This window comes from Pelomonas dachongensis (assembly GCF_043555865.1).
In the GTDB taxonomy this organism is placed as follows: Bacteria; Pseudomonadota; Gammaproteobacteria; order Burkholderiales; family Burkholderiaceae_C; genus Pelomonas; species Pelomonas dachongensis.
This window is the reverse complement of record NZ_JBIGHY010000001.1, coordinates 794,153-815,452: the sequence shown is the minus strand read 5'-3', so window position 1 is coordinate 815,452 and position 21,300 is coordinate 794,153. Positions and strand designations below refer to the sequence as shown.

The 21,300-nt window shown below is 62.4% G+C and carries 34 protein-coding genes and 1 pseudogene; all 35 read right to left on the bottom strand.

Features of this window, described 5'->3' with window-relative positions; genetic code table 11:
* Positions 1-144 precede the first annotated feature (144 nt).
* Positions 145-691 (bottom strand): annotated as a pseudogene (locus tag ACG02S_RS03965) (group II intron maturase-specific domain-containing protein); the annotation flags it as partial.
* 453 nt (positions 692-1,144) lie between these two features.
* Positions 1,145-1,534 carry a 50S ribosomal protein L17 gene (gene rplQ, locus ACG02S_RS03960; RefSeq protein ID WP_394469127.1) on the bottom strand — a complete coding sequence of 130 codons (390 nt, stop codon included), beginning with the start codon at positions 1,532-1,534 and terminating at the stop codon, positions 1,145-1,147.
* A 146-nt stretch (positions 1,535-1,680) separates the two neighbouring features.
* Complete coding sequence (locus ACG02S_RS03955; RefSeq protein ID WP_056194188.1) at positions 1,681-2,670, bottom strand: DNA-directed RNA polymerase subunit alpha; 990 nt, start codon at positions 2,668-2,670, stop codon at positions 1,681-1,683.
* Positions 2,671-2,809: 139 nt separating this feature from the next.
* A complete protein-coding gene (gene rpsD, locus ACG02S_RS03950; protein ID WP_394469126.1) occupies positions 2,810-3,433 on the bottom strand; it encodes a 30S ribosomal protein S4 in 624 nt (207 codons plus the stop codon).
* Between the two features lie 226 nt (positions 3,434-3,659).
* Positions 3,660-4,064, bottom strand: a complete 405-nt coding sequence (gene rpsK, locus ACG02S_RS03945; RefSeq protein ID WP_056194196.1) for a 30S ribosomal protein S11 — start codon at positions 4,062-4,064, stop codon at positions 3,660-3,662.
* A 26-nt stretch (positions 4,065-4,090) separates the two neighbouring features.
* Positions 4,091-4,456: a 30S ribosomal protein S13 gene (gene rpsM, locus ACG02S_RS03940; protein WP_394469125.1), complete on the bottom strand. Its 366-nt coding sequence runs from the start codon at positions 4,454-4,456 to the stop codon at positions 4,091-4,093.
* A 30-nt stretch (positions 4,457-4,486) separates the two neighbouring features.
* Positions 4,487-4,600 (bottom strand): 50S ribosomal protein L36, encoded by a 114-nt coding sequence (rpmJ, locus tag ACG02S_RS03935; RefSeq protein WP_056194202.1) that lies wholly within the window; start codon positions 4,598-4,600, stop codon positions 4,487-4,489.
* Positions 4,601-4,658: 58 nt separating this feature from the next.
* Positions 4,659-4,877 (bottom strand): translation initiation factor IF-1, encoded by a 219-nt coding sequence (gene infA, locus ACG02S_RS03930; protein WP_394469124.1) that lies wholly within the window; start codon positions 4,875-4,877, stop codon positions 4,659-4,661.
* 49 nt (positions 4,878-4,926) lie between these two features.
* A complete protein-coding gene (gene secY, locus ACG02S_RS03925) occupies positions 4,927-6,237 on the bottom strand; it encodes a preprotein translocase subunit SecY (protein ID WP_394469123.1) in 1,311 nt (436 codons plus the stop codon).
* A 28-nt stretch (positions 6,238-6,265) separates the two neighbouring features.
* The gene (gene rplO / locus ACG02S_RS03920) at positions 6,266-6,697 is read right to left on the bottom strand and encodes a 50S ribosomal protein L15 (protein ID WP_394469122.1); all 432 of its coding nucleotides are present in this window, start codon (positions 6,695-6,697) and stop codon (positions 6,266-6,268) included.
* Between the two features lie 26 nt (positions 6,698-6,723).
* On the bottom strand, positions 6,724-6,906 hold the full coding sequence (gene rpmD / locus ACG02S_RS03915) for a 50S ribosomal protein L30 (RefSeq protein ID WP_056194210.1): 183 nt from the start codon (positions 6,904-6,906) through the stop codon (positions 6,724-6,726).
* 20 nt (positions 6,907-6,926) lie between these two features.
* Positions 6,927-7,448, bottom strand: a complete 522-nt coding sequence (gene rpsE / locus ACG02S_RS03910; protein WP_056194212.1) for a 30S ribosomal protein S5 — start codon at positions 7,446-7,448, stop codon at positions 6,927-6,929.
* A 16-nt stretch (positions 7,449-7,464) separates the two neighbouring features.
* On the bottom strand, positions 7,465-7,830 hold the full coding sequence (gene rplR, locus ACG02S_RS03905; protein WP_394469121.1) for a 50S ribosomal protein L18: 366 nt from the start codon (positions 7,828-7,830) through the stop codon (positions 7,465-7,467).
* Between the two features lie 11 nt (positions 7,831-7,841).
* Positions 7,842-8,375: a 50S ribosomal protein L6 gene (gene rplF, locus ACG02S_RS03900; RefSeq protein ID WP_394469120.1), complete on the bottom strand. Its 534-nt coding sequence runs from the start codon at positions 8,373-8,375 to the stop codon at positions 7,842-7,844.
* A gap of 18 nt (positions 8,376-8,393) precedes the next feature.
* Complete coding sequence (gene rpsH / locus ACG02S_RS03895; RefSeq protein WP_394469119.1) at positions 8,394-8,789, bottom strand: 30S ribosomal protein S8; 396 nt, start codon at positions 8,787-8,789, stop codon at positions 8,394-8,396.
* A gap of 23 nt (positions 8,790-8,812) precedes the next feature.
* Positions 8,813-9,118: a 30S ribosomal protein S14 gene (rpsN, locus tag ACG02S_RS03890; RefSeq protein WP_233374013.1), complete on the bottom strand. Its 306-nt coding sequence runs from the start codon at positions 9,116-9,118 to the stop codon at positions 8,813-8,815.
* Between the two features lie 8 nt (positions 9,119-9,126).
* Positions 9,127-9,666 carry a 50S ribosomal protein L5 gene (gene rplE, locus ACG02S_RS03885; protein WP_394469118.1) on the bottom strand — a complete coding sequence of 180 codons (540 nt, stop codon included), beginning with the start codon at positions 9,664-9,666 and terminating at the stop codon, positions 9,127-9,129.
* 10 nt (positions 9,667-9,676) lie between these two features.
* Positions 9,677-9,991 (bottom strand): 50S ribosomal protein L24, encoded by a 315-nt coding sequence (gene rplX, locus ACG02S_RS03880; protein ID WP_394469117.1) that lies wholly within the window; start codon positions 9,989-9,991, stop codon positions 9,677-9,679.
* A 23-nt stretch (positions 9,992-10,014) separates the two neighbouring features.
* Positions 10,015-10,383, bottom strand: coding sequence for a 50S ribosomal protein L14 (rplN, locus tag ACG02S_RS03875; RefSeq protein WP_056194233.1), 369 nt, complete (start codon positions 10,381-10,383; stop codon positions 10,015-10,017).
* A 263-nt stretch (positions 10,384-10,646) separates the two neighbouring features.
* A complete protein-coding gene (locus ACG02S_RS03870) occupies positions 10,647-11,156 on the bottom strand; it encodes a peroxiredoxin (RefSeq protein ID WP_394469116.1) in 510 nt (169 codons plus the stop codon).
* 88 nt (positions 11,157-11,244) lie between these two features.
* Positions 11,245-11,514, bottom strand: coding sequence for a 30S ribosomal protein S17 (gene rpsQ / locus ACG02S_RS03865; protein WP_394469115.1), 270 nt, complete (start codon positions 11,512-11,514; stop codon positions 11,245-11,247).
* Positions 11,511-11,714, bottom strand: a complete 204-nt coding sequence (gene rpmC / locus ACG02S_RS03860; RefSeq protein ID WP_394469114.1) for a 50S ribosomal protein L29 — start codon at positions 11,712-11,714, stop codon at positions 11,511-11,513. The genes rpsQ and rpmC overlap by 4 nt, the downstream gene beginning before the upstream one ends.
* A gap of 10 nt (positions 11,715-11,724) precedes the next feature.
* Complete coding sequence (gene rplP / locus ACG02S_RS03855; RefSeq protein WP_394469113.1) at positions 11,725-12,141, bottom strand: 50S ribosomal protein L16; 417 nt, start codon at positions 12,139-12,141, stop codon at positions 11,725-11,727.
* A 2-nt stretch (positions 12,142-12,143) separates the two neighbouring features.
* Positions 12,144-13,004 (bottom strand): 30S ribosomal protein S3, encoded by an 861-nt coding sequence (gene rpsC, locus ACG02S_RS03850; protein WP_394469112.1) that lies wholly within the window; start codon positions 13,002-13,004, stop codon positions 12,144-12,146.
* Positions 13,005-13,018: 14 nt separating this feature from the next.
* Complete coding sequence (rplV, locus tag ACG02S_RS03845) at positions 13,019-13,348, bottom strand: 50S ribosomal protein L22 (RefSeq protein WP_394469111.1); 330 nt, start codon at positions 13,346-13,348, stop codon at positions 13,019-13,021.
* Between the two features lie 11 nt (positions 13,349-13,359).
* Positions 13,360-13,638, bottom strand: coding sequence for a 30S ribosomal protein S19 (gene rpsS, locus ACG02S_RS03840; protein ID WP_119046637.1), 279 nt, complete (start codon positions 13,636-13,638; stop codon positions 13,360-13,362).
* 10 nt (positions 13,639-13,648) lie between these two features.
* Complete coding sequence (rplB, locus tag ACG02S_RS03835) at positions 13,649-14,473, bottom strand: 50S ribosomal protein L2 (protein WP_394469110.1); 825 nt, start codon at positions 14,471-14,473, stop codon at positions 13,649-13,651.
* Positions 14,474-14,788: a 50S ribosomal protein L23 gene (rplW, locus tag ACG02S_RS03830; RefSeq protein ID WP_056194256.1), complete on the bottom strand. Its 315-nt coding sequence runs from the start codon at positions 14,786-14,788 to the stop codon at positions 14,474-14,476.
* Positions 14,785-15,405 carry a 50S ribosomal protein L4 gene (gene rplD / locus ACG02S_RS03825; protein ID WP_394469109.1) on the bottom strand — a complete coding sequence of 207 codons (621 nt, stop codon included), beginning with the start codon at positions 15,403-15,405 and terminating at the stop codon, positions 14,785-14,787. The genes rplW and rplD overlap by 4 nt, the downstream gene beginning before the upstream one ends.
* Entirely contained in the window at positions 15,405-16,076 is a 672-nt protein-coding gene (gene rplC, locus ACG02S_RS03820) for a 50S ribosomal protein L3 (RefSeq protein WP_394469108.1), read from the bottom strand. Before rplC ends, rplD begins: the two co-directional genes overlap by 1 nt.
* 281 nt (positions 16,077-16,357) lie before the next feature.
* Positions 16,358-16,669, bottom strand: coding sequence for a 30S ribosomal protein S10 (gene rpsJ / locus ACG02S_RS03815; RefSeq protein ID WP_056194266.1), 312 nt, complete (start codon positions 16,667-16,669; stop codon positions 16,358-16,360).
* Between the two features lie 64 nt (positions 16,670-16,733).
* Positions 16,734-17,924 (bottom strand): elongation factor Tu, encoded by a 1,191-nt coding sequence (tuf, locus tag ACG02S_RS03810; protein WP_394469099.1) that lies wholly within the window; start codon positions 17,922-17,924, stop codon positions 16,734-16,736.
* 119 nt (positions 17,925-18,043) lie between these two features.
* Positions 18,044-20,149 carry an elongation factor G gene (gene fusA / locus ACG02S_RS03805; RefSeq protein ID WP_394469107.1) on the bottom strand — a complete coding sequence of 702 codons (2,106 nt, stop codon included), beginning with the start codon at positions 20,147-20,149 and terminating at the stop codon, positions 18,044-18,046.
* Positions 20,150-20,217: 68 nt separating this feature from the next.
* Entirely contained in the window at positions 20,218-20,688 is a 471-nt protein-coding gene (gene rpsG, locus ACG02S_RS03800; RefSeq protein ID WP_119046632.1) for a 30S ribosomal protein S7, read from the bottom strand.
* A gap of 156 nt (positions 20,689-20,844) precedes the next feature.
* Positions 20,845-21,219 (bottom strand): 30S ribosomal protein S12, encoded by a 375-nt coding sequence (rpsL, locus tag ACG02S_RS03795; protein ID WP_199596310.1) that lies wholly within the window; start codon positions 21,217-21,219, stop codon positions 20,845-20,847.
* Positions 21,220-21,300: the final 81 nt, after the last annotated feature.

Genomic DNA, 21,300 nt, shown 5'->3' with positions numbered 1-21,300 from the left:
CCATTGAGTTCCACGCGCCGCCCTGAACCGGGGGCTGCGCCCCACGTCGATGTCGGGATCGGGATAGGGGGGAACCATTTCGGCTCCGCCCCTCCCACACCACCTGGCATGCGGGTCCGCACCAGGCGGTTCGAGAGCTTGAGGTCAGGAGAGTCGAGACAGGCCCATTTGGTCGAACCACGCGAGGGTGAGCACGCCGTTGAGTCTCGTCGTACTGTTGCGCCACCAGCGCCGGCTGTTGGCCGCCACCCGGTGAGCGACACCAGCTCGGGCGCCCATCGACCGCAGTTCGCGGTACATGGTTGGCCCACGCTTCCAATGTTTGAGCTGTAGGGCCCGCAGTCGGTCGCGCAGCCATTCGTCCAGCTCGCGCCAGACTCTCGGGGTTTGCGCCAATCCGAAGTAGTGGCTTTCCAGCCCAGCAGGTAGGGCCGTAGCCCTCGCACCACTTGCGCCATGCTGCGCCCGCTCAAGCGGCCGGTGAGTCGCCGGACTCGGGCTTTGAAGTTTGCAAGCGCCTTGTGGGCTACTGCGCATTTCACCTCCCGCCCCTTGGCAGCCCCCAGCGCGTAGCCCAGAAAGTTGCGCCCGAAGGCGCTGCCCACGGCCTCTTGGCTTCATTGATCTGCAGCTTCAGCTTGTCGTACAGCTTCCTGAGCCACGCCATCACCCACTCGCCGGCTCGTCTGCTGTCCTCGCTCACTTGCCATCTCATTCGGTCCTTCGCCTCTCGCTGGCGGCCTCAGCGGCTCCGCTACCCGGCTACTGCGACCTCTGCTGCCACCTCGCTGCGGCATGGCCGTCGCCCTTTCAGGCGTGAGGCGAGGCCTCCTCAGGCAAGACACGCACTCCTTCACTGCACAACCGCCGGATCTACACCGCTTCGCCTTGATCACGGGAGCTTCGCAGTTCGTTGCCCGCTCGCCCTGCTCGGCAGTGCCTTCTATCCGGTTCTTGTCCATCCGCTCGCACCTTCGCTCCACGCTTCCTCCCCACACTCGGTCGCCCTGGTGCAGTTGCGCTTCGCTTCGTTCGCTTTGATCAACCTACGGCGGGACTTGCACCCGTGAGAGTGCGCTCATGCTGAGCGCACACGCAAAAAAGCCCGCTCGGGGCGGGCTTTGCAGATCAGCCGGAGCTGAACTTATTCGGCGGCTTCGCCGGGGGTCTCGCCTTCGGCGCGGTCCACCAGTTCGACGAAAGCCATGGGTGCGTTGTCGCCGACGCGGAAGCCCATCTTCAGGATGCGGGTGTAGCCGCCCGGACGAGCCGCGAAGCGCGGGCCCAGCACGTTGAACAGCTTGGTGACGATGTCGCGGTCGCGCAGGCGGTCGAAAGCCAGGCGGCGGTTGGCCAGCGTGGGTTCCTTGGCGAGCGTGATCAGGGGCTCAACAACGCGACGCAGTTCCTTGGCCTTGGGGACCGTGGTTTTGATGGCTTCGTGCTCGAGCAGCGAAACGCACATGTTGCGCAGCATGGCAGCGCGGTGGGCGCTGGTGCGGTTGAGTTTGCGGAGGCCGTTACGGTGACGCATGGTGCTTTTCCTTTCACTTCATTAATGCCGGCAGCCGTATCAGGTACTGCCGGGTGCACCGGGTGGCGTTGGTCAACGCGCCACCCTTCTTAAAACCTACCCTCTCGGAGGGCTGGCCGGTGTTATCACCGACCGGGAACGAACAATCAACGCTTGTCGAGACCTTGAGGAGGCCAGTTCTCGAGACGTGCGCCCAAGGTCAGGCCGCGGGAAGCGAGGACTTCCTTGATTTCATTGAGCGACTTGCGACCCAGGTTCGGGGTCTTCAGCAATTCGGTCTCGGTGCGCTGGATCAGGTCGCCGATGTAGTAGATGTTCTCGGCCTTCAGGCAGTTGGCCGAACGCACGGTCAGCTCGAGCTCGTCGACCGGGCGCAGCAGGATCGGGTCGAAGCTGCTGGAGCGCTGGGCCGGCTGGTCGAAAGCGTCGACCAGGTCCGTGCCTTGCAGCTGGGCGAAGACGGCCAGTTGCTCAACCAGGATCTTTGCCGAAGCACGGATCGCTTCCTCGGGCGAGATGGCGCCGTTGGTTTCGATTTCCATGACCAGTTTGTCCAGGTCGGTACGCTGCTCGACGCGTGCGTTCTCGACGGCGTAGCTGACGCGCTTGACGGGCGAGAAGGAAGCGTCGAGGACGATGCGGCCGATGCTCTTGGTCGGCTCGTCGCCGAAGCGGCGCATCGTGCCGGGCACGTAGCCGCGGCCCTTCTCGACCTTGATCTGCATGTCCAGCTTGCCGCCTTGCGACAAGTGGGCAATGACGTGCTCGGGGTTGATGATCTCGACGTCGTGCGGCGTCTGGATGTCGGCCGCGGTGACGGGGCCTTCGCCTTCCTTGCGCAGGACCAGGGTCACTTCTTCACGGTTGTGCAGGCGGAAGACGACGCCCTTGAGGTTCAGCATGATGTGAACCACGTCCTCTTGCACGCCGTCGATGGCCGAGTACTCGTGCAGCACGCCGGCAATCGTCACTTCCGTCGGCGCATAACCCACCATCGACGAGAGCAGCACACGGCGCAGGGCATTGCCCAGGGTGTGGCCGTAACCGCGTTCGAACGGTTCCAGCGTGACCTTGGCGCGATGACCGCCCAGGGGCTCCACGTTGATGGACTTGGGTTTGAGCAAGTTGGTTTGCATGAGGTCTTTCTTTCAATACCCTCGGTTCGTTACACCGATAAGGCTGAGGACCAGCCGGGCAGAGCCTTCGAAGGGCAGAGGCGCCCGGACGAGGAAACGCCGGCCGCGCCCTGATGGGCGTGGCCGGCGGGGGAAAACATTAACGCGAGTACAACTCGACGATCAGCGATTCGTTGATCTCGGCGCCGAACTCGTCGCGGTCGGGGGCCTTCTTGAAGACGCCTTCCAGCTTCGTGCCGTCGACGGCGACCCAGGCCGGCAGGCCGATGGAGTCAGCCAGCTTGAACGACTCCGTGACGCGCAGCTGCTTCTTGGCCTTTTCGCGGACGGCGACCGTGTCACCGGCCTTGACCATGTAGGAAGCGATGTTGACGACCTCGCCGTTCACCACGACACCCTTGTGCGAAACCAGCTGACGGGCTTCTGCGCGGGTGGAGCCGAAGCCCATGCGGTAGACGACGTTGTCCAGGCGCGATTCCAACAGTTGCAGCAGGTTCACGCCGGTCGAGCCCTTGCGACGCTCGGCTTCGGCGAAGTAGCGGCGGAACTGACGCTCCAGCACGCCGTACATGCGCTTGACCTTCTGCTTTTCGCGCAGTTGCAGACCGAAGTCAGACGTGCGCTGACCCGACGTGCGGCCGTGCTGGCCGGGCTTGCTGTCGAATTTGACCTTGTCGCTGATGGCGCGGCGGGCGCTCTTCAGGTAAAGGTCGGTGCCTTCACGGCGGGAAAGTTTGCCCTTGGGGCCGAGGTAACGTGCCACTTTGCGTGTCCTTGTTCAATCTGACGTCGGGGCTCGAATGCCGAGCTGCCTGACGCGAGTCCAGCCGATGTTGTTGTGGGCTTGGACGGTGGGCTTATGAGTCGCTTCACTCCGATGACGAATGAGGCCGGCTCAAGACTGAAGCCGGCGCAGCACCTGAGTGCCCGCCGGCTCCGGGAAAACGCGCGATTATCGCACCGTCATCCGAATCTGCAAGTCTTGCGGATCAGATACGACGACGCTTCTGCGGGCGGCAGCCGTTGTGCGGCACCGGCGTCACGTCGGAGATCGAGTTGATGCGGATGCCGAGCGCAGCCAGTGCACGCACCGACGATTCGCGACCCGGGCCGGGGCCCTTGATCTTGACGTCCAGATTCTTGATGCCCTGCTCTTGAGCAGCGCGACCCGCCACTTCAGCCGCCACCTGGGCTGCGAAAGGCGTCGACTTGCGCGAGCCCTTGAAGCCTTGACCACCCGACGAAGCCCAGGACAGGGCGCCGCCTTGACGGTCGGTGATGGTGATGATGGTGTTGTTGAACGAAGCGTGGACGTGCGCAATGCCGTCAGCAACGTTCTTGCGGACCTTCTTGCGAACCCGCTGAGCCGCCGAATTGTTGGGAGCCTTTGCCATATTGACCTTCTTTCAGTTCGGGCAGCTTACTTCTTGCCGGTCGCAGCCGACTTGCGCGGACCCTTGCGGGTACGGGCATTCGTGCGGGTGCGCTGACCACGCATCGGCAGGCCACGGCGGTGACGGAAACCGCGGTAGCAGCCGAGGTCCATCAGACGCTTGATGTTGATCGACTGCTCACGACGCAGATCGCCTTCGATGGTCAACTTGTTGACCTCGTCACGGATCTTTTCGAGATCGCCGTCGTTCAGGTCCTTGACCTTCTTGTCGAACGGAATGCCGCAAGTCGTGCAGATCTTCTGGGCGGTCGTACGGCCAATGCCGTAGATCGAGGTCAGACCGATCTCAGTGTGCTTTTGCGGCGGAATGTTGATACCAGCAATACGTGCCATGGTGGTCCTCTAGTCCTGTCGTGCGGCCAATCAGCCCTGGCGCTGCTTGTGGCGCGGGTCGGTACAGATCACGCGCACCACACCCTTGCGGCGGATGATCTTGCAATTGCGGCACATCTGCTTCACGGATGCCGAAACTTTCATGGTCTGCTCCTTGGCCTAACTCTTTTGCGCTCTTCACGCGTCCGGGGGTTCAAACAGCTCACTTCGCCCGGAACACGATGCGAGCACGACTCAAATCGTAGGGTGTCAGTTCCACGGTCACTTTGTCGCCGGGGAGGATGCGGATGTAGTGCATACGCATCTTGCCGGAGATGTGCCCGAGGACGACATGCCCATTTTCTAACTTCACACGAAACGTTGCGTTGGGGAGGTTCTCCTGAATCTCGCCCTGCATCTGAATGACGTCGTCTTTCGACATGCCAAATCTTCGTGTGGGTTAAAACAAATTCTTCCTTAGTCAGCTGCCCTCAACTGGGCTTGAAGCTGGCTTTCTTCAGCAGCGATTCGTACTGCTGACTCATGATGTAGCTCTGTACCTGAGCCCAAAAGTCCATCGTCACGACAACGATGATCAACAGGGACGTACCACCGAAGTAGAACGGGACGTTGTACTTCAGCGTCAGGAACTCCGGCAGCAGACAGACGGCGGTGATGTAGATGGCACCAGCCAACGTCAGTCGCGACAGGATCTTGTCAATGTGCTTCGCGGTCTGATCACCCGGGCGAATACCCGGAATAAACGCACCACTCTTCTTCAGGTTGTCGGCGGTCTCGCGGCTGTTGAACACCAACGCCGTGTAGAAGAAGCAGAAGAACACGATCGCGGCAGCGTAGAGCAGCACATAAATCGGCTGACCCGGGGCCACCATGCCCGCGAGATCCTTGAGCCAGCGCAGGCTGTCACCCGTCGCGAACCAGCTGACCACCGTTGTCGGCAGCAGGATGATGGACGACGCGAAGATCGGCGGGATCACGCCCGACATGTTCAGCTTCAGCGGCAGGTGCGATGACTGGCCACCGTAAACCTTGTTGCCCACCTGGCGCTTGGCGTAGTTCACCAGGATCTTGCGCTGCCCACGTTCGACGAACACCACGCCGTACGTCACCGCGACCACCAGGCCGATGATGAAGATCGCCGCGCCGTAGCCCATCGCACCGGTACGCACCAGCTCGAACAAGCCACCTATAGCGCCCGGCAGACCGGCAGCGATACCGCCGAAGATCAGGATCGAAATGCCGTTGCCGAGACCGCGCTCAGTGATCTGCTCACCCAGCCACATCAGGAACATCGTGCCGGCCACCAGGCTGGACACCGCCACCAGCCGGAAGCCGAAACCCGGCGTCACCACGAGACCGGGAGACTGCTCCAGCGCCAGTGCAATGGACAGGCTCTGGAACAACGCCAGACCCAGCGTGCCATAGCGCGTGTACTGGGTAATCTTGCGCCGGCCCGCTTCGCCTTCCTTCTTCAGCTGCTCCAGCGTCGGCACGACGTAGGTCATCAGCTGTATGACGATGGAAGCCGAGATGTAAGGCGTGATGCCCAACGCGAACACGGTGAAACGCGACAGCGCGCCGCCCGAGAACATGTTGAACAGGCTCAGGATGCCGCCCGCCTGGCCCTTGAAGAATTGGGCCAGCTGATTCGGGTCGATACCGGGCACGGGAATGTGCGCCCCGATGCGGTAGACGACCAGAGCCAGCAACAGGAACACAAGCCGGCGACGCAGGTCACCGAACTTGCCGCTCTTGGCCAGCTGATTCGCGTTGGTAGCCACGCTGGATCAGTTCCTTGTGCGCTGTGGATTAAGCGACCGAGCCGCCCGCCGCCTCGATGGCCGCCTTGGCGCCCTTCGTGGCGTTCACGCCCTTCAGCGTGACCTTGCGTTCGATCTTGCCAGCCAGGATCACCTTGACCGACTTCGTCAGCTGCGGCACCAGGCCGACAGCCTTCAGTGTCGACACGTCGATCTCGTCACCGGCCAGACCTTGCAGGTCGGTCAGCGTGATTTCGGCGTTGTACTTCAGCGTCAGCGACTTGAATCCACGCTTGGGCAGGCGACGCTGCAGCGGCATCTGGCCGCCCTCGAAGCCGACCTTGTGGTAGCCACCAGCACGGGACTTCTGACCCTTGTGGCCGCGACCGGCGGTCTTGCCCAGGCCGGAGCCGATGCCGCGGCCGACACGGCGCTTGGCATGCTTGGCGCCCTCTGCGGGCTTGATCGTGTTGAGTTCCATCGTCTTGTCCTCGGTGTGCGCAGTGCTTAAAGCACTTGCACCAGATAGGCGATCTTGTTGATCATGCCGCGCACGGCGGGCGTGTCTTCCAGGGTGCTTTGGCTGTTCAGCCGACGCAGACCCAGGCCCACCACGGTGGCGCGGTGCGAGGCGCGGCAGCCGATGGGGCTACGCACCAGCTTGACCGTCACGGTTTTCTTGTCAGACATGTTGTGCTCCGCTCAGGCGATCAGTTGAAGATCTCTTCAACCGTCTTGCCGCGCTTGGCTGCGACAGAGGCCGGCGTCGTCGAACGCTTCAGGGCGTCCAGCGTGGCGCGGACCATGTTGTACGGGTTGGTCGAACCGTGGCTCTTGGTCACGATGTCGGTCACACCCATCACTTCGAAGACGGCACGCATCGGGCCGCCGGCGATGACGCCGGTACCGGCAGGTGCCGGCGCCATGATGACGTGCGCGGCACCGTGCTCACCGACCACGTTGTGGTGGATGGTGCCGTTCTTCAGGCTGACCTTGACCATGTTGCGGCGAGCCGATTCCATGGCCTTCTGCACGGCGACCGGCACTTCCTTGGCCTTGCCCTTGCCCATGCCGATGCGGCCATCGCCGTCGCCGACCACGGTCAGAGCAGCGAACGACAGCGTACGGCCGCCCTTCACCACCTTGGTGACGCGGTTCACCGCGATCATCTTTTCCTTCAGGCCGTCGTCGTTGCCTTCAGCCTGCGCGCCGCGGGGTTGAAACTTTGCCATTTCGTATTCCTATGCGTCAGAACTGCAGACCGGCTTCGCGGGCTGCTTCGGCCAGTGCCTTGACACGGCCGTGGTAGGCGAAGCCTGCGCGGTCGAAAGCGACCTTCTCGACACCGGCAGCCTTGGCCTTCTCGGCGATCAGCTTGCCGATCAGCGAGGCCGCAGCGACGTTGCCGCCCTTGCCTTGGCCATTCAGCTGTTCGCGGACCGACTTCTCTGCCGTCGAGGCCGCAGCCAGCACCTTGCCGCCATCTTCCGAGACGACTTGAGCGTAGATGTGCAGGTTGGAGCGGAACACCGTCAGACGGGCCACGCGCTGGATCGCAATGCGAGCGCGGGTCTGGCGCGAACGACGCAGGCGTTGTTCTTTCTTGGTCATCATGGCGCTGCTCCTTACTTCTTCTTGGTCTCTTTGATGGAGACCTTCTCATCCGAGTAACGGATGCCCTTGCCCTTGTATGGCTCGGGCGGGCGGAAGGCACGCACTTCGGCGGCGATCTGGCCGACGACCTGGCGATCAGCGCCCTTGATGAGGATTTCCGTCTGGGTGGGGCACTCGACCTTGATACCGGCCGGCATGTCCTTCACCACGGGGTGAGAGAAACCGATCTGCAGGTTGAGCTTCTGACCCTGGGCCTGGGCGCGAAAACCCACGCCGACCAGGTTCAGCTTCTTCTCGAAGCCCTTGCTGACACCGTTGACCATGTTGGCCACCAGCGCACGCATCGTGCCGCTCATCGCGTCGGCTTCGGCCGATTCGTTGGCGGGCACGAAGCTCAGCTTGCCTGCTTCGTTCTTGACATCCACGAGCTTGTTCGCCGGACGCACCAGCGTACCGAGCGAGCCCTTAACGCTGATCGTCTCAGCGGACACGGTCACATCCACGCCTTGCGGGACGTTGACCGGCATTTTTCCAACGCGGGACATTGTTTCCTACTCCTTCGCTTAGGCGACGTAGCAGAGCACTTCGCCGCCGATACCGGCAGCGCGCGCCTTGCGGTCGGTCATGACGCCTTGCGGCGTCGTGACGATCGCCACGCCCAGACCATTCATGACCTGGGGAATGTCGTGGCGGCCCTTGTAGATGCGCAGGCCGGGACGGCTGACGCGTTCGATACGCTCGATGACCGGACGGCCAGCGTAGTACTTCAGCGAAATTTCCAGCTCAGGGCGAGCCGCCTCGCCGCGAACGGCGAAGTCGTCGATGTAGCCTTCGTCCTTCAGGACCTTGGCAATCGCCACCTTCAGCTTGGACGACGGCATCACAACGTTCGTCTTCTCGACGAGCTGCGCGTTGCGAATGCGGGTCAGCATATCGGCGATGGGATCACTCATGCTCATTTGCGATTACTCCTATCGGCCGATTACCAGCTGGCCTTGACGACACCGGGGATGTCGCCCTTGAAGGCCAGTTCACGAATCTTGTTACGGGCCAGGCCGAACTTGCGGAAGGTGCCGCGTGGGCGACCCGTCAGCTCGCAGCGATTGCGCAGGCGAGTGGGGTACGCATTGCGGGGCAGCTTTTGCAGTTCGAGACGAGCGGCGTAGCGCTCTTCTTCGGACTTCTTGCTGTCGTCGATGATGGCCTTCAATTCCGCGTACTTCTTGGCGAACTTGGCGACCAGCGCCTCGCGCTTCAGCTCACGTTGTTTGATCGAGAGTTTTGCCACGATTCACCTCAGTTCTTGAACGGAAACTTGAACGCAGCCAGCAGAGCCTTGGCCTCGTCGTCCGTCTTGGCAGTCGTCGTGATGCTGATGTTCAGACCACGCAGAGCATCCACCTTGTCGTACTCGATTTCGGGGAAGATGATTTGCTCTTTGACGCCGATGTTGTAGTTGCCACGACCATCGAACGACCGACCGGAGATACCCCGGAAGTCGCGAACGCGCGGCAGCGCGATCGTCACGAAGCGGTCCAGGAATTCATACATCTGGACGCCACGCAGTGTGACCATCGCACCGATGGGCACGTTGTCACGGATCTTGAAGCCGGCAATCGCCTTCTTCGACTTCGTGACAACGGGCTTCTGGCCGGCGATCTTGGTCAGGTCACCCACAGCATGGTCCATGACCTTCTTGTCGGCCACAGCCTCGCTCACACCCATGTTGAGCGTGATCTTGGTGATGCGGGGCACCTCCATGACCGACTTGTAGCCGAACTTCTCGACCAGGCCGGGCACGATTTTTTCGCGGTAATGCGCTTGAAGACGAGCCATATTGAACCCCTTAAGCCTTGATCTCTTCGCCGGTCGACTTGAACACGCGCACCCGCTTGCCGTCGACGAGCTTGACGCCCACGCGATCGGCCTTGCCGGAAGCGGCGTTGAAGATCGCCACGTTGGATTGATGGATGGGCATGGTCTTGTCGACGACGCCGCCGGTGGTGCCCTTCATGGGGTTGGGCTTGACGTGCTTCTTGACGACATTGACGCCGTCAACCACCACGTGGTCGGCATCGGTGCGAGCGGACACGGTGCCGCGCTTGCCCTTGTCGCGGCCGGTCAACACGATGACCTGGTCGCCGGTACGGATCTTGTTCATGGCTTACCTCAGACAGTGGGGGCTCAAAGCACCTCGGGCGCCAGCGACACGATCTTCATGAAGCGCTCGGTACGCAGTTCACGCGTGACCGGGCCGAAGATGCGGGTGCCGATCGGCTCCAGCTTGGCATTGAGCAGCACGGCGGCATTGCCGTCGAACTTGACGAGCGAGCCGTCTTGGCGGCGCACGCCCTTGGCGGTGCGAACCACCACGGCGCTGTAGACCTCGCCCTTCTTCACGCGACCACGCGGGGCAGCTTCTTTGATGCTGACCTTGATGATGTCGCCAATGTGCGCATAGCGGCGCTTGGAGCCGCCCAGCACCTTGATGCACTGAACGGACTTGGCGCCAGTGTTGTCCGCGACATCAAGCCGCGATTGCATTTGGATCATGTCTGTCCCCAACTTGCCCCGAGTTGCCCGCCTTACAGCGCGACGCGTCGGTCAGTCTTGGGCCCGTAAATCAGTCAGCTTGGCTTTCACCTGCACTGCCCGACGGTTGAGGGCGGATCCGAAGCCAGGCAGTTGCAAGCGAGGGTGCCTGCGGGCCTGACGTTCGGCGAAGCTGCGCATTATGCAGTGAGAACCCTCGGGGCGTCAATGCCTGTCGCAGAAGTTTTTTGAGAGGCGGGCACGCCGGCCTCTCGCTCAAGCACTCAGGCGGCCTTGGCCTGGCTCAGCAACGTGGCAGCGTCGCTGACTTCGAACTTGCCGGGCGCCTCGACATTCAGGGCCTTGACCACGCCGTCTTTGACGAGCATGGAGTACCGTTGCGAGCGCACGCCGAAGCCCTTGGCGGTCAGGTCGAACACCAAGCCCACCGCCTGTGTGAACGCCGCACTGCCGTCGGCCATCATGCGGACCTTGCCGGCAGTCTTCTGGTCGCGGCCCCAGGCGCCCATGACGAAGGCATCGTTGACCGACACACACCAGATTTCGTCGACGCCCGCCGCCTTCAGCTCATCAGCCTGGGCCACATAGCCCGGCACGTGCTGGGCCGAGCAGGTCGGCGTGAACGCACCCGGAAGCGCGAAGATGGCCACGGTCTTGCCGGCCGTCGCCTTCTCGATGTCGAAGCTGTTGGGCCCCAGCGAGCAGCCTTCGCCCTCGACTTCGATGAATTCCTGCAGGCTGCCGGCCGGCAGCTTGTCGCCTACTTTGATCATGCGTCTCTCCGTGGGTTTGAAATAGAAAAAGCCGGGCACCAGTTTCCTGGTGCACCGGCTTGTCCGGCGGTTATGCCGCCGAAGTGATTCAGACGGTTTCGGCCTTCTGGACCAGGCGGGTCACGACCCAGCTCTTGGTCTTGGAGATCGGACGGCCTTCGGCGATCTCGACCACATCGCCCATCTTGTACTCGCCCTTTTCGTCGTGGGCGTGGTACTTGCGCGAGCGTGCCACGATCTTGCCGTAGAGCTCATGCTTGGCGCGACGCTCGACCAGGACGGTGATTGTCTTGGCGCGCTTGTCGCTGACCACGCGCCCCACCAGGGTGCGGGTGTTCTTCACTTGGGCCTCAGTCATTTCGTGGCCTCCTTCTTCTTTTGTGCCAGGACGGTCTTGGCACGCGCGATGTCGCGGCGGGTCTTGCCCAGCTGGCTGTGGTTGGTCAGCTGCTGGGTGGCCTTTTGCATGCGCAGGCCGAAGTGGGCCTTCAGCAAGTCGGTCACTTCCTTTTCGAGGGCAGCGACGTCCTTGGTGCGAAGTTCAGTTGCTTTCGTCATGGTGTCTTCCTCAGGTGCCGACCTGGCGAGCCACGAAGGTGCAACGCAGCGGCAGCTTGGCAGCAGCCAGCGTGAACGCTTCGCGGGCCAGCACTTCCGGCACGCCGTTGATCTCGTAGAGCACCTTGCCGGGCTGAATCTCAGCCACGTAGTACTCCGGGTTGCCCTTGCCGTTACCCATCCGGACTTCGGCGGGCTTTTGCGAGATGGGCTTGTCCGGGAAGATGCGGATGAAGATCCGGCCGCCACGCTTGATGTGGCGCGAGATCGCGCGGCGAGCCGCCTCGATCTGACGGGCCGTCAGACGGCCGCGTTCCGTGGCCTTCAGGCCGAAGTCACCGAAAGACACCGCGGCGCCGCGGGTCGCAACACCGGTGTTGCGGCCCTTCTGCTCCTTGCGGTACTTGCGACGATTAGGTTGCAGCATGCTTATTCTCCTTTGGCCTCACCGGCGGCGGGAGCCTTGCGGACTACACGCTTCGCGGCGGGCTTGGCTGCGTCACCCGTGGGGGCGGCGGCAGCGGGCTGGTCTGCTCCGTCACGCGGGCCACGGTCGCCACCCGGGCGGCCACGGCCACCGGGAGCGCCAGGGCGCGCGTTACGGCGCGGGCGACGATCGTCTTCGGCGCCTGCGGGGGTGTTGATGACCGGAGCCTCACCATTGGCGAGACGGTCACCGCGGTAGACCCAGACCTTGACGCCGATGACGCCGTAGGTGGTCTTAGCTTCCGAGAAGCCATAGTCGATGTCGGCCTTCAGGGTGTGCAGGGGCACACGACCTTCGCGATACCACTCGGTACGAGCGATTTCGATGCCGTTCAGACGACCGGCGCTCATGATCTTGATGCCCTGGGCACCCAGACGCATCGCGTTCTGCATCGCGCGCTTCATGGCGCGGCGGAACATGATGCGCTTTTCGAGCTGCTGGGTGATCGAGTCAGCGATCAGCTGGGCATCGACTTCAGGCTTGCGCACTTCTTCGATGTTGACGGCGACGGGCACGCCCAGACGCTTGGTCAGCTCAGCCTTCAGCGCTTCAATGTCTTCACCCTTCTTGCCAATCACGACGCCCGGACGAGCCGAGAAAATCGTGATGCGGGCGTTCTTGGCGGGACGCTCGATCAGGATGCGCGAGACGGCGGCATTCTTGAGCTTCAGCTTCAGGTAATCACGAACCTTCAGGTCTTCGGCCAGCATCGTGGCGAAGTTCTGGTTGTTCGCATACCAGCGCGAAGCCCAGTTACGGGTGACAGGCAGGCGGAAGCCAACCGGATGGATTTTCTGTCCCATAGTCTTCTTGCGCCTTAGTTGCCGACGGCCACAAAAATGTGGCAGGTGGGCTTGCTGATGCGGTTGCCGCGGCCCTTGGCACGAGCCGAGAAGCGCTTCAGCGTGGCACCCTGTTCGACGTAGATCGAGGTGACCTTGAGTTCATCAATGTCAGCGCCGTCGTTGTGCTCGGCGTTGGCGATGGCGCTTTCCAGCGCCTTCTTGATGATCACGGCCGCCTTCTTCTGGGTGAAGGCCAGGATGTTGAGGGCGTGATCCACCTTCTTGCCGCGGATCAGGTCCGCCACCAGGCGGCCCTTATCGCAGGACAGGCGGACGCCGCGAACGATTGCTTTGGTTTCCATCGTTGCCATCCTTACTTCTTCCCGGCCTTCTTGTCGGCCGGGTGGCCCTTGAAGGTGCGGGTCAGTGCGAATTCACCCAGCTTGTGGCCGACCATCTGGTCAGACACATAGACCGGCACGTGCTGCTTGCCGTTGTGCACGGCGATCGTCAGACCGATGAACTCGGGCAGGATCGTCGAGCGGCGCGACCAGGTCTTGATAGGCTTCTTGTCTTTGATGGCAACCGCCTTGTCGACCTTCGCCTGGAGGTGATGGTCAACGAAGGGGCCCTTCTTCAGCGAGCGAGTCATGGCCTAGCCCTTACTTCTTGCGACGCGAAACGATGAACGTCTGCGTGCGCTTGTTGTTGCGAGTGCGGTAGCCCTTCGTCAGGGTGTTCCACGGCGACACAGGGACCTGGCCCTCGCCAGTGCGGCCTTCGCCACCACCGTGCGGGTGATCCACCGGGTTCATCGCCACACCGCGAACGGTCGGACGGATACCCTTCCAGCGGATCGCGCCGGCCTTGCCATACTGGCGCAGGCTGTGCTCTTCGTTGCTCACTTCACCGATGGTGGCGCGGCAGTCGATGTGCACGCGGCGAACTTCGCCGGAGCGCAGACGGATCTGGGCGTAGACGCCTTCACGAGCCATCAGGACAGCAGAGGTGCCGGCCGAACGGATCATCTGGGCGCCCTTGCCAGGCAGCAGCTCGATGCAGTGGATGGTCGAACCCACGGGGATGTTGCGGATCGGCAGGGTGTTGCCCGCCTTGATCGGCGCTTCCGCGCCGCTCAGGATGGTTGCACCCACTTCGAGACCGCGCGGGGCGATCACGTAGCGGCGCTCGCCGTCGGCATAGCACACCAGCGCGATGTGGGCGGTGCGGTTCGGGTCGTACTCGATGGTCTCGACCTTGGCCGGAATGCCGTCCTTGTTGCGCTTGAAGTCGACCACGCGGTAATGGTGCTTGTGACCACCGCCCTTGTGGCGAATCGTGATGTGACCGTTGTTGTTGCGGCCGGAGTTCTGGATCTGCGGCTCAAGCAGCGCTGCATGGGGCGCGCCCTTGTGCAGGTGCTTGTGGACGATCTTGACGACGCCACGGCGGCCGGGCGAAGTCGGCTTGACTTTGACGATGGCCATTTACGCGGCCTCCCCGGAGAAATTGAGCTCTTGACCAGCCTTGAGGGCCACGTAGGCCTTCTTGACGTGGTCACGGCGGCCGGCACGGCCACCAAAGCGCTTCGTCTTGCCCTTGACCTGGACGACGTTGACCGACTCGACCTCGACCTTGAACATCAGTTCAACAGCGGCCTTGATTTCGGGCTTGGTGGCGTCGCGCAGGACTTTGAACAGGACCTGGTTGTGCTTCTCGGCAACTTGCGTGGCCTTCTCGGACACGATGGGCGCGAGCAGCACGGAGGCCAGACGGCCTTCGGAATACTTGGGGGCGCTCATGCCAGCATCTCCTTGAGTTGCTCGACCGCAGCCTTGGTCACCAGCACCTTCTTGTAGAAGACCAGCGACAGGGGGTCGGCGTAGCGCGGCTCGACAACCAGCACGTTGGCCAGGTTGCGCGAAGCCAGTGCCAGGTTGTCATCCACGACATCGGAGATGACCAGCACCGAGTCCAAGCCCATGGCCTTGAACTTGGCGGCCAGCAGCTTGGTCTTGGGGGCTTCGATCGAGATCGAATCCACCACGGCCAGGCGGCCTTCACGGGCCAGCTGCGACAGGATCGCAGCCATGCCGGCGCGGTACATCTTCTTATTCAGCTTGTGCGAGAAATTCTCGTCAGGCATGTTCGGGAAGATGCGACCGCCCCCGCGCCACAGCGGCGACGAGGTCATACCGGCGCGAGCGCGGCCGGTGCCCTTCTGGCGGAAAGGCTTCTTGGTCGAGTGATGGACCTGTTCACGGTCCTTCTGGGCGCGGGTGCCCTGGCGGGCGTTGGCCTGGAAGGCCACGACCACCTGGTGCACCAGGGCTTCGTTGTAGTCGCGAGCGAAGATGGTGTCAGGCGCGTCCACCTTGGCGGTGGCCTGACCCTGCTCGTTCAGGAGCTCGAGCTGCATCAGTTGGCTCCCTTCTTGACTTTGACCTTGACGGCCGGGCGAACGACGACGTGGCCGTTCTTGGAACCCGGGACCGCACCGCGGACCAGCAGCAGTTGACGAGCCTCGTCAACGCGCACGATGTCCAGGTTCTGGGTGGTGACGGTTTCGTCGCCCATGTGGCCGGTCATCTTCTTACCCGGAAACACACGGCCCGGGTCTTGCGCCATCGAGATCGAGCCCGGCACGTTGTGCGAACGGCTGTTACCGTGCGACGCGCGCTGCGAGCTGAAGTTGTGGCGCTTGATGGTGCCCGCGAAGCCCTTACCGATGGACGTGCCTTGCACGTCGACCAGTTGGCCGGTCGCGAACAGCGTCACCGGAACGGTCGCGCCAGCTTGGTACTGGGAGGCGACGTCGGCTTCGACGCGGAATTCCTTGAGGATTTCACCGGCTTCGACACCTGCCTTGGCAAGGTGGCCGGCTTCAGGCTTGGTGACGCGCGATGCTTTGCGCGTACCGAACGCCACCTGGATGGCGCTGTAGCCGTCGGTCTCTTGGGTCTTGACCTGGGTCACGCGGTTGTTGGACACGTCCAGCACCGTCACAGGGATAGCATCGCCATCGTCCGTGAAGATGCGCATCATGCCCACCTTGCGGCCCAGCAAACCGAGACGGTTGCTCAGACTCATGTTTTTCTCCAGCCCCATCGGCTTGACAGCCTCAGAAGCTATTGCGAACACCCGACATCGATTGGCCGGGCTGACCTGTGCAGCGACTCACTTGGAAGAACCTTGCGAAACGCTGCGCGAATATCCGAGCAGGCACAGGCCAACCCGGAAAAGCTGGTGAGTATAGCCTGCGGGATAGTCTGGATGCAAGTACCGGACGCCGCATCCGCGCAAAAGGCAAGGCCCCGGCCTGTCGAGACAGGCGCGGGGCCTTGCGATTCAGAAGCCAGCAGGCCTCGGAATTACTGCAGCTTGATTTCGACGTCGACGCCGGCGGGCAGGTCGAGCTTCATCAGCGCGTCAACCGTCTTGTCGGTCGGGTCAACGATGTCCATCAGGCGCTGGTGGGTGCGGATTTCGAACTGGTCGCGGCTGGTCTTGTTGACGTGCGGCGAACGCAGGATGTCGAAACGCTCCATACGCGTGGGCAGGGGCACGGGACCCTTGACGATGGCGCCGGTGCGCTTGGCGGTCTCGACGATTTCTAGAGCCGACTGGTCGATCAGCTTGTAGTCAAACGCCTTCAGACGGATGCGGATCTTTTGCTTTTGCATGACTGTTCCTTAAAGAGCGGGTGCGCATCGGGCGGCAAGCGCCCGATGCGCGGTCACGCAGTGATTACGCGAGGATCGTGGCGACGACGCCGGAGCCGACGGTACGGCCACCTTCACGGATGGCGAAGCGCAGGCCGGTTTCCATCGCGATCGGCGCGATCAGCTTCACGGTGATGCCGACGTTGTCGCCGGGCATGACCATTTCCTTGTCCTTCGGCAGCTCCACAGCACCGGTCACGTCCGTCGTGCGGAAGTAGAACTGGGGACGGTAGTTGTTGAAGAACGGGGTATGGCGGCCGCCCTCTTCCTTGGACAGAACGTAGATTTCTGCCGTGAAGTGGGTGTGGGGCTTGATCGAGCCGGGCTTGGCCAGCACTTGGCCGCGCTCGACGTCTTCACGCTTGGTGCCGCGCAGCAGGATGCCGACGTTGTCGCCTGCTTGACCTTGGTCCAGCAGCTTGCGGAACATTTCGACGCCCGTGACCGTGGTCTTCTGGACTTCGCGGATGCCCACGATTTCGATTTCTTCACCGACCTTGATGATGCCGCGCTCGACGCGACCGGTCACCACGGTACCGCGGCCCGAGATCGAGAACACGTCTTCCACCGGCAGCAAGAAGGCGCCGTCAACGGCACGGTCCGGCTGGGGGATGTAGGTGTCCAGCGCATCGGCCAGGCGCATGATGGCTTGTTCGCCCAGGTCGCCTGCGTCGCCTTCCAGCGCCAGCTTGGCCGAACCCTTGATGATGGGGGTGTCGTCGCCGGGGAAGTCGTACTTGGACAGGAGCTCGCGCACTTCCATTTCGACCAGCTCGAGCAGCTCGGCGTCGTCGACCATGTCGCACTTGTTCAGGAAGACGATGATGTACTTCACGCCGACCTGGCGAGCCAGCAGGATGTGCTCGCGGGTCTGGGGCATCGGGCCGTCAGCGGCCGAGCACACCAGGATGGCGCCGTCCATCTGGGCGGCACCCGTGATCATGTTCTTGACGTAGTCGGCGTGGCCGGGGCAGTCAACGTGCGCGTAGTGGCGGTTGGCCGTCTCGTACTCGACGTGTGCGGTGTTGATCGTGATGCCGCGGGCCTTTTCTTCCGGCGCTGCGTCAATCTGGTCGTAGGCCTTGGCCTCGCCGCCGAACTTCTTGGACAGCACCGTCGCGATCGCTGCCGTCAGCGTGGTCTTGCCGTGGTCGACGTGACCAATCGTGCCCACGTTCACGTGCGGCTTCGTACGTTCAAACTTGCCTTTTGCCATTTCAATCTCCAGAAAAGAGCATTTCGCCAGTCTGTTGGTTTAGCGTTTCCACAGCGCCCGTGATTCCCGCCGACTGGCGAAGCGGGCGGGCCGCTGTGAAGACGATCTTTAGAGGCGGATCAGCCCTTGCCGCGCGCCGTGATGATGGCGTCGGCCACGTTCTTCGGAGCTTCGCTGTAGTGCTTGAACTCCATCGTGTACGTGGCACGGCCTTGCGACATCGAACGCAGGGTCGTCGAGTAGCCGAACATTTCCGACAGCGGCACCTCAGCCTTGATGGCCTTGCCGCCACCGACCATGTCGTCCATGCCCTGCACCATGCCGCGACGGCTGGACAGGTCGCCCATCACGTTGCCGGCGTAGTCTTCAGGCGTCTCGACTTCCACGGCCATCATCGGCTCGAGGATGACGGGGCTGGCGCGGCGGCAGGCTTCCTTGAAGCCCATCGAAGCGGCCATCTTGAAGGCGTTTTCGTTCGAGTCCACATCGTGGTACGAACCGAAGGTCAGCGTGACCTTGACGTCCACGACCGGGAAGCCGGCCAGCACGCCGTTCGGCAGGGTGTCGATGACGCCCTTCTCGACCGCGGGAATGTACTCGCGAGGAACCACGCCACCCTTGATGGCGTCAACGAATTCGAAGCCCTTGCCCGGCTCTTGCGGCTCGACCGTCAGCACCACGTGGCCGTACTGGCCCTTGCCGCCCGACTGGCGAACGAACTTGCCTTCAACGTCGGTGGCGGTCTTGCGGATGGTTTCGCGGTAGGCCACTTGCGGCTTGCCGACGTTGGCTTCCACGCCGAACTCGCGCTTCATGCGGTCAACGATGATTTCCAGGTGCAGCTCGCCCATGCCGGAAATGATGGTCTGGCCCGATTCTTCATCGGTGCGCAGGCGGAAGGACGGGTCTTCCTTGGCCAGACGGCCCAGGGCGATGCCCATCTTTTCCTGGTCGGCCTTGGTCTTGGGCTCGACGGCCTGCGAGATCACGGGCTCGGGGAAGACCATCTTCTCCAGCGTGATGATGGCTTCGGGATCGCACAGGGTTTCGCCCGTGGTGACGTCCTTCAGGCCCACGCAGGCGGCGATGTCGCCGGCCAGAATTTCCGAGATTTCTTCACGCTGGTTGGCGTGCATCTGCAGGATCCGGCCGATGCGCTCTTTCTTTCCGCGGATCGGGTTGTAGACGCTGGCGCCCGACTGCAGCACGCCGGAGTAGACGCGCACGAAGGTCAGCTGACCGACGTAGGGGTCGGTCATCAGCTTGAAGGCCAGCGCGGCGAACTTCTCGTTGTCGTCGGCCTTGCGGACGACGGGCTGGTCGTCTTCGTCAGTGCCCGGCACGGGCGGCACGTCGATGGGCGACGGCATGAAGTCGATCACGCCGTCGAGCATGCGTTGCACGCCCTTGTTCTTGAAGGCGGTGCCGCAGAACATCGGCTGGATTTCAGCGGCGATGGTGCGGGTGCGGATGGCCTGGATGATTTCCGCTTCGTCCAAGTCACCCGACTCCAGGTACTTGTTCATCAGCTCTTCGCTGGACTCGGCGGCGGCTTCGATCAGGTTCTCGCGCCACTTGACAGCGTCGGCCTGCAGGTCGGCCGGGATGTCTTCGTAGGCGAACTTCATGCCTTGCGAGGCTTCGTCCCAAATGATCGCCTTCATCTTGATGAGGTCGATCACGCCGGTGAAGTTTTCTTCAGCGCCGATGGGGATGACGACGGGCACGGGGTTGGCCTTCAGTCGCAGCTTCATCTGGTCGTAGACCTTGAAGAAGTTCGCGCCGGTGCGGTCCATCTTGTTGACGAACGCGAGGCGGGGCACCTTGTACTTGTTGGCCTGGCGCCAGACGGTTTCCGACTGGGGCTGCACGCCACCGACGGCGCAATAGACCATGCAGGCGCCGTCCAGCACGCGCATCGAACGCTCGACTTCAATCGTGAAGTCGACGTGTCCGGGCGTGTCGATGATGTTGATGCGGTGTTCGGGGCGGGCGAGGTCCATGCCCTTCCAGAAGCAGGTCGTCGCGGCCGACGTGATCGTGATGCCGCGCTCTTGCTCCTGCTCCATCCAGTCCATCGTGGCGGCGCCATCGTGCACTTCACCGATCTTGTGGTTCACACCGGTGTAGTAGAGGATGCGCTCGGTCGTGGTGGTCTTGCCAGCATCGATGTGCGCGGAGATACCGATGTTGCGGTAGCGCTCGATGGGGGTTTTGCGGGCCATGGTTTGCTCCAGAAGACAGGAGCCGCCAGCGGGTTGGTAGAAACCCGAGGCGGCCGAAAGACAGTGGTTTAGAAGCGGAAGTGCGAGAAGGCCTTGTTGGCTTCTGCCATGCGGTGGACTTCGTCGCGCTTCTTCATCGCGCCGCCACGGCCTTCAGCGGCCTCCAGCAGCTCGTTGGCCAGACGCTGGGCCATCGACTTCTCACCGCGCTTGCGAGCGGATTCCTTCAACCAGCGCATGGCGAGGGCCATCCGGCGGACGGGGCGAACTTCCACGGGAACTTGGTAGTTCGCACCGCCGACACGGCGGGACTTCACTTCAACCATGGGCTTCACGTTGTTCAGGGCGACCATGAACACTTCCAGCGGGTCCTTGCCGATCTTCTTTTCGACTTGGTCCAGAGCGCCGTAAATGATGCGCTCAGCGACGGCCTTCTTGCCCGATTCCATGATGACGTTCATGAACTTGGACAGATCGACGGAACCGAACTTGGGGTCCGGGAGAATCTCGCGCTTGGGTACTTCGCGACGACGTGGCATGGCACTCTTCCTTTTGCTTCAGTTGGAGGGGCTGATCGCCTCACTCCGCTGGACAACCACCGACATCTGGGGTCATCCACTTACTCGGCCACCGAGAAATTTCGGGAACCGCAACAACGTTGGATCAGTCAGTGGCGACTGAACCGAACAAACGATTTACTTCTTCGGACGCTTCGCGCCGTACTTGGACCGCGACTGCTTGCGATCCTTGACGCCTTGCAGGTCGAGCGAACCACGCACGATGTGGTAGCGAACGCCAGGCAAGTCCTTCACACGGCCGCCGCGAACCAGCACGACGCTGTGTTCTTGCAGGTTGTGGCCTTCGCCGCCGATGTAGGAGATGACCTCGAAGCCGTTGGTCAGGCGCACCTTGGCGACCTTACGCAAAGCCGAGTTCGGCTTCTTCGGCGTGGTGGTGTAGACGCGGGTGCAGACACCGCGGCGCTGCGGGCAGTTCTGCATCGCAGGCGACTTGGACTTCGTGACTTCGGCTTCACGGCCTTGGCGCACGAGTTGATTGATGGTTGGCATAAACGACTTGTTCCCGTTTGAAGTCAGTGATCTCCATTTTTCGAGCGCGCACGAATGCAGCACCCAAAATGCGGAGAGCCG